Annotated in this window: 12 protein-coding genes and 3 pseudogenes; 7 read left to right on the forward strand and 8 right to left on the reverse strand. The window is 72.1% G+C overall.

Annotation, left to right across the window (positions count from 1 at the left end):
• Positions 1-191: 191 nt before the first annotated feature.
• The gene (locus ACFY04_RS36540) at positions 192-515 is read left to right on the forward strand and encodes a hypothetical protein (protein ID WP_389123880.1); all 324 of its coding nucleotides are present in this window, start codon (positions 192-194) and stop codon (positions 513-515) included.
• Here ACFY04_RS36540 and ACFY04_RS36545 read toward each other — a convergent pair.
• From ACFY04_RS36545 to ACFY04_RS36560, 4 genes and pseudogenes are all read right to left on the reverse strand, one after another.
• A pseudogene (locus ACFY04_RS36545) lies at positions 488-664 on the reverse strand (transposase); the annotation flags it as partial. The gene ACFY04_RS36540 and the pseudogene ACFY04_RS36545 overlap by 28 nt on opposite strands.
• Positions 665-944: 280 nt before the next feature.
• Positions 945-1,076, reverse strand: a pseudogene (locus ACFY04_RS36550) (histone-like nucleoid-structuring protein Lsr2); the annotation flags it as partial.
• Positions 1,077-1,145: 69 nt separating this feature from the next.
• Positions 1,146-1,646 (reverse strand): annotated as a pseudogene (locus ACFY04_RS36555) (SMI1/KNR4 family protein); the annotation flags it as partial.
• A 184-nt stretch (positions 1,647-1,830) separates the two neighbouring features.
• The gene (locus ACFY04_RS36560; protein WP_389123881.1) at positions 1,831-2,061 is read right to left on the reverse strand and encodes a hypothetical protein; all 231 of its coding nucleotides are present in this window, start codon (positions 2,059-2,061) and stop codon (positions 1,831-1,833) included.
• 637 nt (positions 2,062-2,698) lie between these two features.
• On the opposite strand from ACFY04_RS36560, the gene ACFY04_RS36565 reads away from it, so the two are divergent.
• The 4 genes from ACFY04_RS36565 to ACFY04_RS36580 all read left to right on the forward strand — a co-directional run bounded on the left by ACFY04_RS36565 (position 2,699) and on the right by ACFY04_RS36580 (position 6,806).
• On the forward strand, positions 2,699-4,162 hold the full coding sequence (locus ACFY04_RS36565; RefSeq protein ID WP_389123883.1) for an MFS transporter: 1,464 nt from the start codon (positions 2,699-2,701) through the stop codon (positions 4,160-4,162).
• Between the two features lie 130 nt (positions 4,163-4,292).
• Positions 4,293-4,793 carry a hypothetical protein gene (locus ACFY04_RS36570; protein WP_389123885.1) on the forward strand — a complete coding sequence of 167 codons (501 nt, stop codon included), beginning with the start codon at positions 4,293-4,295 and terminating at the stop codon, positions 4,791-4,793.
• A gap of 108 nt (positions 4,794-4,901) precedes the next feature.
• A complete protein-coding gene (locus ACFY04_RS36575; RefSeq protein WP_389123888.1) occupies positions 4,902-6,227 on the forward strand; it encodes a glycoside hydrolase family 18 protein in 1,326 nt (441 codons plus the stop codon).
• An 81-nt stretch (positions 6,228-6,308) separates the two neighbouring features.
• On the forward strand, positions 6,309-6,806 hold the full coding sequence (locus tag ACFY04_RS36580) for a serpin family protein (RefSeq protein WP_389123891.1): 498 nt from the start codon (positions 6,309-6,311) through the stop codon (positions 6,804-6,806).
• Here the strand turns inward: ACFY04_RS36580 and ACFY04_RS36585 are convergent.
• A complete protein-coding gene (locus ACFY04_RS36585) occupies positions 6,733-7,737 on the reverse strand; it encodes a PfkB family carbohydrate kinase (RefSeq protein WP_389123893.1) in 1,005 nt (334 codons plus the stop codon). The two genes, ACFY04_RS36580 and ACFY04_RS36585, sit on opposite strands and share 74 nt — an antisense overlap.
• A 2-nt stretch (positions 7,738-7,739) precedes the next feature.
• Positions 7,740-8,360, reverse strand: a complete 621-nt coding sequence (locus tag ACFY04_RS36590) for a bifunctional 4-hydroxy-2-oxoglutarate aldolase/2-dehydro-3-deoxy-phosphogluconate aldolase (RefSeq protein WP_389123896.1) — start codon at positions 8,358-8,360, stop codon at positions 7,740-7,742.
• Between the two features lie 236 nt (positions 8,361-8,596).
• Between ACFY04_RS36590 and ACFY04_RS36595 the strand changes: the two genes are divergently transcribed.
• Together ACFY04_RS36595 and ACFY04_RS36600 are read left to right on the forward strand one after the other, a co-directional pair.
• A complete protein-coding gene (locus tag ACFY04_RS36595) occupies positions 8,597-9,376 on the forward strand; it encodes an IclR family transcriptional regulator (protein ID WP_389123899.1) in 780 nt (259 codons plus the stop codon).
• 126 nt (positions 9,377-9,502) lie between these two features.
• Positions 9,503-11,134 carry a sigma-70 family RNA polymerase sigma factor gene (locus ACFY04_RS36600; RefSeq protein WP_389123902.1) on the forward strand — a complete coding sequence of 544 codons (1,632 nt, stop codon included), beginning with the start codon at positions 9,503-9,505 and terminating at the stop codon, positions 11,132-11,134.
• A 39-nt stretch (positions 11,135-11,173) separates the two neighbouring features.
• On the opposite strand, the gene ACFY04_RS36605 is transcribed toward ACFY04_RS36600, so the two are convergent.
• Both ACFY04_RS36605 and ACFY04_RS36610 read right to left on the reverse strand, forming a co-directional pair.
• Positions 11,174-12,028: an RNA polymerase sigma-70 factor gene (locus tag ACFY04_RS36605; protein WP_389123904.1), complete on the reverse strand. Its 855-nt coding sequence runs from the start codon at positions 12,026-12,028 to the stop codon at positions 11,174-11,176.
• 13 nt (positions 12,029-12,041) lie between these two features.
• Entirely contained in the window at positions 12,042-12,377 is a 336-nt protein-coding gene (locus ACFY04_RS36610) for a hypothetical protein (RefSeq protein ID WP_389123906.1), read from the reverse strand.
• Between the last annotated feature and the right edge of the window lie 46 nt (positions 12,378-12,423).

Raw genomic sequence — 12,423 nt, forward strand, 5'->3', positions numbered from 1 at the left:
CATGTTCTGACGGTGGACGACGAGCCGACCGCCATCGAACTCCCCACCCCCGAGTGGCCTTGAAGAGCGTTTTGTGCGTGCGGGGTTGTTCGGTAACTCGGGCCTGACGTCGGATCGGCTGATCACCCGTGTGAGGATCGCGCTGTGCGCGCCTGTAAGTGACGGCACAAGGTCGAGCAGGGGGTGCTGGAATGTTCGCGGGGAGAACAGCGCGGCTGGTGGTCAGCAACGACGGCGAGGAGCTGCTGGAGCTGACGGTGGGGCCCTGGGCGGACATCCACCGGATCCCGCCGAAGGAGACCTGCGTCGTTGTCACCCACTCGCCCGCGGGAGATGACACGTGGAGTGGGACGTTGTACGGCGACGAGCCGTTCGAGGTCGAACATCGGCCGGATTCGGTCACGGTGTGGGCCAACGGCCACTGCTTCCACCTCAGCGACCGGCAGGGTAACGCGATCTACGCGAACGAATACGGGGGCGGGTGCCCCGCCCAGGCCTCGGACACGCGCGGGTGAGCCTTCGCGATCCGTGAGAGCACCTGGATGCCGCCGGCGTTGTCGGAGACATTGGCTGCGGTAACCCGGACGGCGAGGAGGAGGCCGAGGGCGCCGACGCCGATATGGCGCTTGCGGCCTGCGATCTTCCGGCGGCCGATGCCCTGGCCGGGAGGGCAATGGTGATGCGGCGACGAGCGAGCTGCGCGGCTGTTCGGCCGTCGCCTCGACGTAGGTGTTCTGGTCCGCCAGCTGCGGCGCGTACGCGAACCCCGCCAGCGTGAACAGGCCGAAGACGATGCCGCTGTTTATGTGGACAGTTCAAGTTGATCATCCTCCGGTGTGCCGACGACAGCGAAGAAGGTGCGGACTGACGGCTTCAGGAGCCAACCAGGGCGCCAATCAGCGTGTGAGCCGCCGGCTTGGTCAGCAACGGGGCAGCCGTGGTGCTCACAGTGAGGCTTCGTACGCCTCGCGGATGGCGGCAGGGATGCGTCCCTTGTCATTGACGAGGTAGCCGTTCGCCCGGGCCCATAGCCGTATTGCCTCGCCCTCCTGACCGCTGTCCCTCACGGGGCCCCTGACGGTTTCCCTCGGATGATCCGAGGACACCCCTTCGAGGTGGTCCGCCGCATCGTGGAAGAAGTCGGACAGTGAGGCGAAGCGTCCTTCCTCAGGGTTCTGCCCCTCGCTCCAAGATCCGACGGTGCCGGTGCGTGTGTCCAGGAACCTGCCGTAGAAGCCGTCGCTCTCCGCGGCGATCGGTACCCACTCCCGGCGCCAGAATGGCAATTCGGGGTCTGAGGACGGTTCCATCATCTCCAAGCCCCACATGTGCAGGTAGACACGTTGAATATCTGTGAGTCCCAGCAGGAGACCGCCGTTCGGGATGACTCCCTCACACCCCAGCGCCACCAGGCACGAGCCGGCGTCGGGGTGCTTCTCACCACCGATGTCGTTGGCCAGAAGCCACTGCGACATCTCCCTCGGCAGCTTCAGCCCCATGCGCTCTTCAGCATCGCTGATGGCCGTCGGGCTGCCTGGGCCGCCCAGACCAGCGAAAACGCTGAGAGCGTTCTGCCTGAGCCAGCTGGTGACACGGCCCCACGCCTGTCCCACGTCTTCTTTCTCGTGCGTCGGTATTTCGCTCATGCCTGCCCCCCAACGGAAGGAGCACGCCTGCTCGCGTTACTGGCTCCCAGGAACCGCAGAACGGGCTTCAAGGTTCTGACGTCGTCTGTCGAGAAGGAATGCGACTGCTGACCATCCATGGGCAGACCGTACGTGGGTTCACTGACATCGAACCCTTTGGGCCACCATGCCGCTGTGCGTCAGCCTAGTCCTCGAAGGGCTCGTTGAGGTCGGCCAGCAGCTTCTCGATGCGCTGCCTGGTGCAGCGGTGCCGCTCGACCTCGCGATCCCAACCGCGCTCGGCCGCGTCCAGAGCAAGGGTCTGCTCGACCCGGCGACGCGTTCGCAGCCGTGGCGCGTACTCGGGTGTGGTGACGAACTTCGCGCAGGTCAGGTAGAGGTCGCACTCGCAGGGGCCCTCGGCGGGCAGGCGCAAGCACCGGCCGAGTTCGAGTTCGGTCTTGAAGAAGTTCGTCTTCGGGGCACCTTCTGGGGAAACTTGGGTGCGTCACCCGCGCCGATGAGGGTGTAGCCGGGCACGTCGGCGTACGGCCAGATCGCGGTGTCCCGGAAGAACTGGGAGAGCCCGGAAATCCGCTGGATCCGGGAGCTGACCCCGTCCGCGCCGACCGGTCGTCCTCCGTGCGCCGCACGATGCGCGTGCGGCCCGCGCCAACATCGCTTTCCCGCCGCAACTGCGGGCCGTTCCGGCGGTCTTGTCGGAAGATCACAAGTTCCGCGATGGCCGGTCGGCTCCGGGGTACGCTCCCCGCTCCGGGTTCCTCGGCACCTGCGCCATACGGGCAACCATGCTGAATGCCCGGGCCTGCCATGAGATCGCCGTCCGCCCGCGGTTGCTCTCAGCGCAAACCAACCACCATGTCCAAGGCCTCGCACAGATCGGCCGGCGTTTGGAGGACGCCGTCGCGGTCCTGCCGCCACATCACACCCCCGCACCGCACCCCGCTCACCGGCCGTTGGCACCACGCCCGTGGCGCAGCGCCTTCGGCCACCACCGCGTCCACGCAACGACGACATCCCCCTGACACCGCCCCCGCCCCACACTCCCTCTGATGGAAAGCCCTGCCCTGTTGACCCTGGCCGAACACCCGACCACCGCCCCGCCGCTCGCCACATACGGCGCCGTACTGGGCAGCCGACACGTTGTCCGCCTGCTCGGCGGCACTCTGATCGGGCGCCTGCCCAACTCCATGGTTCCGGTGGGGCTCGTCCTGTGGATCACCGGCGGCGGGGGGTCGCTGGCCTTCGCCGGAATGCTCGCCGCCCTCTACGGACTGGCGTCCGGGCTGTCCCAGCCGGTCAAAGGCAGGCTGATGGACCGCTACGGTCAAACCCGCGTGTCGACACCGGCGGTGCTGCTCAACGCCAGCTGCCTGGCAGCGCTCCCCTTGATCGGGACGGGCGGGCACCCCGCGGCGGTGACCGCGGTGGTCGGGCTCGCGGGTCTGGTCACACCGCCGCTGGAGGCAGGGCTTCGGGCGCTTTGGCCGACAGTCCTGCCTGATTTCGGGCGGCGCCGAGTCGTCCAAGCCCTCGACACCGGCTCGCAGGGACTCCTTTACATCGCCGGCCCCCTGCTCGCCTCGTGGCTGGCGACCACGCACGGGCCCGACACCGCCTTGGCCGCGACCGCCGCCCTCGGGCTGATGGGCACGACGGTGGTCCTGACTGCCGTACCGTCGCAGACCTGGCGTCCTGCCGCCGGGGTGACGGAAAGAGGGCGGCTGATGAGCGCCGGCCTGGTCCTGCTGCTCACCGCGCTGGCGGGAACGGGGTTCGCGTTCGGAGCGATGAACGTGTGGGCCGCAGGCATGGCGGCCACCCATGGGCGGGCAATGCTCTGCGGACTGCTTCCTGCCGTTTTCTCCACCGGCAGCTTCCTCGGCAGCCTGATCTACGCCCGACGGGCGTGGCCCGGCACGACCAAATCCCAGCTCATCACCACCAGCGCCCTGTTCCTCCTCGGCTGGGCGCCCCTGCTGGCCCAGCCCGATCCCCGCACAGCCTTCGCCCTCACGGCGATCCCGGGGCTGTTCTTCACCTTGATCATCACCAACGGCTTCCACACCGTGGACGCTCTCGCCTCCGCCTCCCGCACCACCGAGGCGTACTCCTGGCTGATCCTGTCGGTCGGCACCGGGCAGGCGGCCGGAACCGCGCTCGCCGCAACCCTCGCCGCCCACCCCGGTGTTCTCGCCGCGCTCCCCACCGGCGGCGCCGCCACCGCGCTGACCATCCTCATCCTCGCCCGACGCAAGCTCGGCCCAGGCCGTCGCCTCGGCCGCCACCGGCGTCCCCGACAACAAGGACATCCTCGCCAAACGCCGCCACCGACTCGATGGCGAGCGGCGGGCGCGCGCTCGCTGCTCGTGGCGTCGACCGGCTGCGAAAGGGCGCTACGCGCCGTGGCTGGTCACGCTCGAGGGAATCGGCGTCGCCGCAGGCGAGCGACGCTTGACCACCCGGCGGCCCGGTTACGGTACCGAGTAAAACAGCGTTCGCTGTCGCTCCCTTGAACACGTTGGTGGTGTCCTGTCGGCCTCACGATCCGGCACCAGGGCGACGCGGCCCGGTCGGCGTGGGTGGCGGGACCGCGGGGTGCGGAGGATCGTGATGATGGGGACCCGTGGAGCGGGAGGTTCCGTCATGCCCCGAAGCCGGCGAGCGGGGCGGGTGCGGGGCTCGCTCCTCGCGCTCACGCTCCTCGCGCCCGCCCTGCTGGGCGCGGCCCCGGACGGCTCGGGCGAGACGATCTCCCTCACCGGGAACGGGCCCGGTCGGCGGCTCGACGTCACGTTGACTCAGGTGGTGGACCCGGCGAGCCCCGCGGGTCCCGAGCCCTCCGGGGCCGGCCGGCTCATCGCGACGCGCTTCCGCCTGGAGAACACCGGGACCGCCGTCTACCAGGACTTCCCCGCTCCGGCCGCGCATCTGCTGGACACCGCCGGGCAGCGGTACACCGGCGACGACGTCCCCACCACCGCCGGGCCGGTCTTCCCCGAGACCGTCACGCTCGATCCCGGTGGCACGGCGGAGGGTTTCATCACCTTCCGGCTCCCGGCGGACGCCGAGCCGGCCGCGGTTCAGTTCGCCCTGGACACCGGCCTCGCCGACGACGTCGGCCAGTGGAGCCTGCCGCTCCCGTAGCGGGCGAGTTTCGGCCGCCCCCTTGACCACTCTGGTCCAGACCAATAGTTTCCGGCATGCACAGCGCACGCGCACACGCCCCGCTCCCCGCATCCGCAAAGGAAGCCCATGCGCCGCAGCATGCTCGGCAGGCTGGCCGTCGCCGCCTGCTCCCTCTCCCTGCTGACCGCCTTCGCGCCCGCCGCCGCCGCGCAGGCCGACGGCGGCCACGACCGTTCGTACAGGAAGGTCGGCTACTTCACCCAATGGGGTGTCTACGGACGGGACTTCCAGGTCCAGGACCTGGAGGCGAACGGCTCCGCCGGCAAGCTCACCCACATCAACTACGCCTTCGGCAACGTCAGCCCTGAGGGCAGGTGCTTCACCGGGAACGTCCCCGGCGAGGCCGACCCCTGGGCCGACTACGTGCGCCCGCTCGACGCGGCGAACTCCGTCGACGGGGTGGCCGACACCGGCGAGCAGCCGCTCGCCGGCAACTTCAACCAGCTGCGCGAGCTCAAGGCCAAGCACCCCGGCCTCAAGGTGCTGATCTCGCTGGGCGGCTGGAGCTGGTCCACGCACTTCTCGGACGCCGCGCTCACCCCCGCCTCCCGCAAGGCCTTCGTCGAGTCCTGCATCGACCTCTACATCAAGGGCAATCTTCCGCAGGACGGCGCCCGCGGCGGCGCGGGAGCGGCCGCCGGCGTGTTCGACGGGATCGACCTCGACTGGGAGTGGCCCGGCTCCGCGGGTGACACCGACACGAAGTACCGGCCCGAGGACAAGCAGAACTTCACCGCGCTCGTCAAGGAGTTCCGCACGCAGCTCGACGCGTACGCGCGGAGCCGGAAGAAGAAGACCACGTACGAACTGACCGCCTTCGTCCCGACCGCCCCCGCCAAGATCGACGCTGGCTTCGACGTCCGCCGGATCATGCGCGACCTCGACTTCGTGACCCTCCAGGGCTACGACTTCCACGTCTCCGGCGAGCCGAGGACCGCCCAGCAGTCCGCGCTGTACGCGCGGGGCGACTTCAGTGTCGACGGCACGGTGGACGCCTGGCTCCGGCGCGGCGCGCCCGCGAACAAGCTGGTGATGGGCATGCCGTTCTACGGACAGGGCTGGACCGGCGTCACCGGTGGCGGGGACGGCATGGGGCAGCCGGCCACGGGCCCGGCACCGGCCACCTGGTCCGCCGGGTACGAGGACTACAAGGCGCTGAAGAAGCTGGCCGACTCCGGCACCTACACGATCCACCGGGACCGGCGCGGCGGCCACGCCTGGCTCTTCGACGGCACCACCCTGTGGACGTACGACGACCCGCAGGTGCTGCGCGCCAAGACCGGGTACATCCGCGAACACGGTCTCGGCGGTGCGATGTTCTGGTCGCTCGACGCGGACACCGCGGACGGCGAGCTGATGACGGCCGTCGACCGGGGCCTGCGCGGCCGCTGACCGGGGCCGCCCGAGACCGGCGCCGCCGGGCCGCGGAATATCGTCCGGCCCGGCGGCGCCCCTCCACCTACGCTCCACCGCATGGAGAACGAGACGGTACGGGCGGCCAACCGACTCACGGCACGCTGGGCCGCGCAGGCCCGCCCACAGGACTCGGGCACGGTCTTCGCCGCGGCCGGGGTCTGGCCGCTGCTCGCCGAACACGACCTGCTCGATCACGCCGGGCTGTTCGGGCCGGGCACCGCGAGCGACGACAGCTTCGCGCACTTCCCCGGGATCAGTTCCGAGCCGCTGGCGATCGGTTCGGCCCGGCAGTCCGCGATGGCCCGGTTCCACGCGACGGGGTTCGAGGCCGCGGCCGTCACCGCCGTAGCGGCGCGGCCGGGCGGAGCCGCACCGCCCCGTGTGCAGCACCGGGTCCGCCGGGCGGAGGTCCGGTTCGACCGGCCGTTCGGGTTCCTGGCCGTCCACCGGGCCTCGCGGCTGGTCCTCGCCGCGGGCTGGGTCACCGATCCGGAGACGGCGGTCGAGCCGGGCAGGCACGTCGGCACGAGGCGGCCAGCGCCGCCGTCTCGCTGAACGCGGGGACGCGCCCGGTGCCGCCGCGGCCGGAGACCGAGAGGGAGGCGGCGGCCGTGCCGTACGCCACCGCGTCCGCGAGAGTGTCCCCGAGGACGAGCCGGGCGGTGGTCGTACCGGTGAAACAGTCCCCCGCCCCGGTCGCGTCCACGGGCTCGGGATTGACGGGCACGGGGTGGTAGGCCGCCCGGGTGCCGTCGTCCAGCAGCAGCCGGCCGGCGCCCGCGGTGACCGCGACCGTACGGGCGCCCAGTGCGCGGCAGCGGGCTGCGGCGGTGCGTGGGTCGGCGGTGTCCACGAGGGCCAGCGCGTCGGCCGGACAGGAGGTCTTGAGCAGCCCGGTCAGCGGAGCGATCCGGGCCAGCAGCTCGCGTGCCTCGGCCCGGCCGGTCAGCCGGGAGCGGAAGTTGGGGTCGTAGGTCAGGTGCCCGCCCGCCCCGTGCACGAGGCGGGCCGCGGCCAGTACGGCGTCGCGGCTGCTCGGCGACAGGGCGCCGGTGATTCCGCTGGTGACGAGCGCTCCGCAGCGGGTCAGCAGCGCGCGCCAGGACGCGATGTGGCGGGGCCCGAGAGTGGAACCCGCGCTGCGGGTGCGCCAGTAGACGAACGCGCGGTCGCCGTCGGTGTCGGCGGAGAGCAGGTAGGCACCGTTGGGGTGCGGGGCGCGGTGGACGTGGGAGACGTCCACGCCGAGTTCGGCGGCCCGGTTCAGCAGCGGGACGCTGAGTTCGTCGTCGCCGACCACGGCGAGCAGGGCGGTACGGGCCCCGGCCGCGGCCGCGGCGGCCGCCGCGTTGAGGGCGTCTCCGGAGTAGGAGATACGGGCCGGGGTGCCGTCGGCGGCCTCGCGCAGGGCGGCGCCCGCGTGGATCTCGACCAGGACCTCGCCGAGTACGAGGACGTCGTAGCGCCTGTCGGCTCGTCCGGCCACGGTCAGTGCCCTGCGGCGGCGTCGCAGGGGGCGCAGCACGGCGTGGCCGCCCCGGCGAACACGGCGGCCAGTCCGCCCGGGTCGGACGGCAGGCCGTCGCCGATCCCGACGGCGGTCGCGCCGGCGGCGAGCCAGTCCGGGACCTCGGCGGGCCGGATGCCGCCGGTCGGGACGATCACCGCTCCGGGCAGGACGGCCCGGAGGGAGCGGACGAACCCGGGGCCGCCGACGTGCGCCGGGAAGACCTTGGCGGCGCCGGCGGCCCGGACGGCGGCGGCGATCTCGCCGGGGGTGAACCCGCCCTCGATGAAGACGGCCTCGCGGCGTACGGCCACCGCGCGGACCTCGGGGGCCGGGTAGGGGGAGATCAGGAAGGCGGCGCCCGCGTCGAGGGCCGTCTCCGCCTGCGCGGTGGTGGTGACCGTGCCGACGCCGATGAGCGCCGGGCGGCCGTGGACGTCGCTCAGCGGCGCGGTGCGGGTGACGGCGGCGGCCCAGCCGGGGGTGGAGGTGGTGAGCTCGACCGCGCGGCAGCCGGCGGCGAGCAGGGCGGTGGTGCGGCGGACGGCCTCGTCGGCGTCGGTGTTGCGCAGCACGGGCAGCACGCGCTGGGCCGTCAGCACCGCGTAGAGGCGGTCTGACGGGTGGCCGGACGGAGGCCCGGACGGGCGGCTGGACGGGTGGCCGGACGGAGGGCCGGACGGGTGGCCGGACGGAGGGCCGGACGGGCGGCTGGACGGGTGATCGGGCAACGGACCCTCCCCTTCGCTCCACGCGTTTGTTCCATGTAGTGGAACGGCGTACCGTATGACGGAACCATGTGGTCTAGACCCTACCCACGCCAGGAGCGCTCGTGTCAATGGATGAAGCGGCAGTGGGCGGGCGCGCGGGGCGGGCCTCCGCGGCCGGTTCCGCCGTGGAGAAGTCCCTGCGCGTCCTGGAGGCGGTGGCCGCGCCCGGCGGCCCGCACCGCCTCGCCGATGTGACGGCGGCGGCCGCGGTGCCCAAGTCGAGCACCTTCCGCATCCTGGCCTCGCTGATCGACCAGGGGTTCGTACGCCAGGAGGCCGACAGCCGGTACGGGGTGGGTCCGCGGCTGCGCGGACTGTCCGCCCTGGTCGGCGCCGGGGAACCGGCCGGCATCGGGCACATCCTCGGCGAACTCCGGCGGACCACCGGCCAGACGGTCCATCTGGCCCTGCACAGCGGGCGGACCATCACCTACATCCGCAAGCTGGAGAACGAGGACCAGCCCTTCCGGACGGCCTCCCGCGTCGGCATGTGCATGCCGCTGCACACGACCGCGATCGGCAAGAGCATCCTGGCTCTGTTGCCCGCCGAGGAGGTACGGGAACTGATCGGAGCGACCGGACTGCCTCGGCGGACGCCGCACACGCTCACCACCGCACGGGCCCTGCACGCCCAACTGGCGGCGGTCCGCGCCCAGGGCTTCGCCCTCGACGACGAGGAGAACGAGCCCGCCATCCGCTGCATCGGCGCGGCGATCCCCGGTCCGGCGGGCCGGCCCGTCGGCGGGGTCAGCGTCACCACCGTCACCTTCCTGGTCTCCCGCGAGGAGATCGAGGCGTACGCGCCGGCCCTGCGCGCGGCCGCGGAGGCTCTGGCTCCGCTGCTGTGACCCCCGGTGGAGGGGCCCGGAAAACTCTTCGGGAAAATTCTTCCGGATAACTGTTATCGACGCCCCCGTCGACGGTCTCCCATGTATCGGGCATCATCGACCGCCGGTACGGACAGGGAACATCACATGACTACTGAGCACACCGCAGCGCTTGTGGCAGCGGCCCGCGCGGGCGACCTGCGCGCGCAGGACGAGCTCGTCAGCACCCATCTCCCGCTCGTCTACAACATCGTCGGGCGGGCCCTCAACGGGTCCTGCGACGTGGACGACGTGGTGCAGGACACGATGCTGCGGGCGCTCGACGGGCTGGGCGGCCTGCGCGTGGACGAGAGCTTCCGGTCCTGGCTGGTGGCGATCGCGATGAACCGCGTACGGGCGCACTGGCAGGCCCGGCAGAGCGGTTTCGGCGAGAGCACGCTGGAGGCGGCGAGCGATGTCGCCGACCCGGGTGCCGACTTCGTCGACCTGACCGTGGCCCGCCTCCAGCTCGCCGGACAGCGGCGCGAGACGGCCCGGGCCACCCGCTGGCTGGAGCCGGAGGACCGGGCGCTGCTGTCCCTGTGGTGGCTGGAGTGCGCCGGGGAGCTGACCCGGGCCGAGGTGGCCGGCGCGCTGGAACTGTCCCCGCAGCACACGGCGGTCCGGGTGCAGCGGATGAAGGCGCAGCTGGAGTCGTCCCGCGTGGTGGAGCGCGCGCTGGACACCCGTCCGGCGTGCGAGGAGCTGCGGAGCGTGATGGCGGGCTGGGACGGTCAGCCCTCGGCGCTGTGGCGCAAGCGAATAGCCCGGCACGCCCGTGAATGCATACGTTGCTCCGGCCTGTGGAGCGGGCTGGTTCCGGCGGAGGGACTGCTGGCCGGTCTGGCCCTGGTACCGGTCTCGGCGGCCCTGCTGGCGGGCATGAAGACGGCGGGGGCGGTCGGCTTCGCCCCCGCGAGCGTTGCCTTCGCCGAAGGTGTCGACGCGGGCTTCGGCGGCGGCTACGACGACGCGGCGACCCAGCTCACCCCGGTGGCCGACATGGGCGGCGGTGGCCGCGGCGCGCTGCGCAAGCGCCGGCAGAGCCGCCGCCGGGTGATCGGCGGTGCGGTGCTCGCCGCCTGCGTCGCGGGCGGCGGGCTCGTGTACCTCGGGGGGCTGCCCGGTTCGGGTGACACGAAGGACGGCGCCGCCGCGCCCGCGACCCCGCTGGCCGCGCTCTCGGCGACCGAATCCGCCGCTCCGCCCTCGGAGTCGGCCTCCCCCTCCGCGTCCCCCTCGCCCTCCCCGTCGGCCTCCGCCTCGCCGAGTCCGTCGGCGAGCCCGAGCCCGACGCAGTCCAAGAGCAAGTCCCCGAGCCCGAAGGCCTCGGCGGCCAAGCCGGCGCCCGCCCCGCCGTCGGGCGTGGCCGGTCAGGTCGTGGCCCTGGTCAACAGCGAGCGGGCGGCGGCCGGCTGCGGCCCCCTCAAGGAGGACCCGCAGCTGCGTGCGGCGGCTCAGGGGCACTCCGACGACATGGCGGCCCGGGACTACTTCGATCACACCAGCCCCGACGGCAACGACCCGGGCGACCGGACGACCGCGGCCGGGTACCGCTGGTCGACGTACGGGGAGAACATCGCGCGGGGCCAGCAGACGGCCCAGTCGGTCATGGACTCCTGGATGAAGAGCCCGGGCCACAAGGCGAACATCCTCAACTGCTCCTTCAAGGACATCGGCGTGGGCATCCACCAGGGCTCGGGCGGCCCCTGGTGGACCCAGAACTTCGGCGCGCGGTAGGGAGCGGGCCGGTCGCCCGGCCCCGTCGTCAAGGTCCCGTCAGGGCTGCAGGCCCCGCAGCTTCTCCGGGTTGACGGTGACGCGCAGTGCGGTGATCCGGCCGTCGGCGGCCTCGAAGGTCATGGCGCCGACGGTCGCGCCGTTGTGGACGAGCAGCAGGCCGGGCTCACCGTTGATCTCCGCGAGGCGCATCGCCCCCTCGCGGGCCTCGGACTTGGCCAGGACCCCGAGCCACCAGCGGGCGACGCGGTCGGCTCCGTGCAGCGGGCGGCGGGCAGCGGTGACGATGCCGCCGCCGTCGGCCAAGGAGACGATGTCGGGGGCGAGGACCGTCAGCACCTCGCCGAGGTCCCCGCCGAGGCAGGCCTGCCGGAACTTCTCGACGATCTCGCGCTGCTCGGCCGCCTTGGCGGTGAAGCGGGGGCGGCGCGCCCGGACGTGTTCGCGGGCCCGGTGCGCGGACTGGCGCACGCTGACCTCGGACTTCCCGACGACCTCCGCGATCTCGGCGTAGGAGTACCCGAACACCTCGCGGAGCATGAAGACCGCGCGCTCGGTCGGGGTCAGGGTCTCCAGGACGACCAGGACCGCCATGGACACGGTGTCGGCGAGTTCGGCCTCCTCGGCGATGTCGGGCGAAGTGAGGAGGGGTTCAGGGAGCCAGGGTCCGACGTACGCCTCGCGGACGGCCTGGGCCGACCTGAGCCGGTTCAGGCTCAGGTTGGTGACGGTGCGCACCAGGTAGGCCCTGGGGTTCTCGACCGCCGTGCGGTCGGTGCGGTGCCAGGCGAGCCAGGCGTCCTGCACGATGTCCTCGGCGTCGGCGACGCTGCCCAGCATGCGGTAGGCCGTACCGAACATCAGGCGCCGGTGCTCCTCGAAATTGTCACTCATGATCACCACGGTGTCATTCGCGGACCCTGATGTTCAAGGGAGGCCGGCCGGGTCGGTTTCCGGCGACGAGCGCCTCGGTGCCGCCGGCACCGTAGAAGAGTCCGAAGCGCAGCGCGATGCCCTCGATCCCGTAGGCGCCCAGCGTCAGCTCCGCCTTGACCCGCATGCCTTCGAGGTGGCGTTCCACCGCGCGGTCGCCGGCCGGGGCGAACGGGTCGGCGTCCTCGGTGATCACGTGGTCGCCGAAGTCGCCGAAGTCGCGGTAGCCGTAACCGAAGACCGTCGGCCCAGGACTCCGCTCGCCCCGGCCAGCAGTACCTTCTCGGTGTCGTTCATGCCCCTGGGACAAGGCGCCCCCGGCGAACGTGACGCCTCCGGGGTGCGACCCGCGTCAC

The sequence above is a fragment of the Streptomyces sp. NPDC001549 genome, assembly GCF_042894025.1.
Lineage (GTDB): Bacteria > Actinomycetota > Actinomycetes > Streptomycetales > Streptomycetaceae > Streptomyces > Streptomyces kutzneri.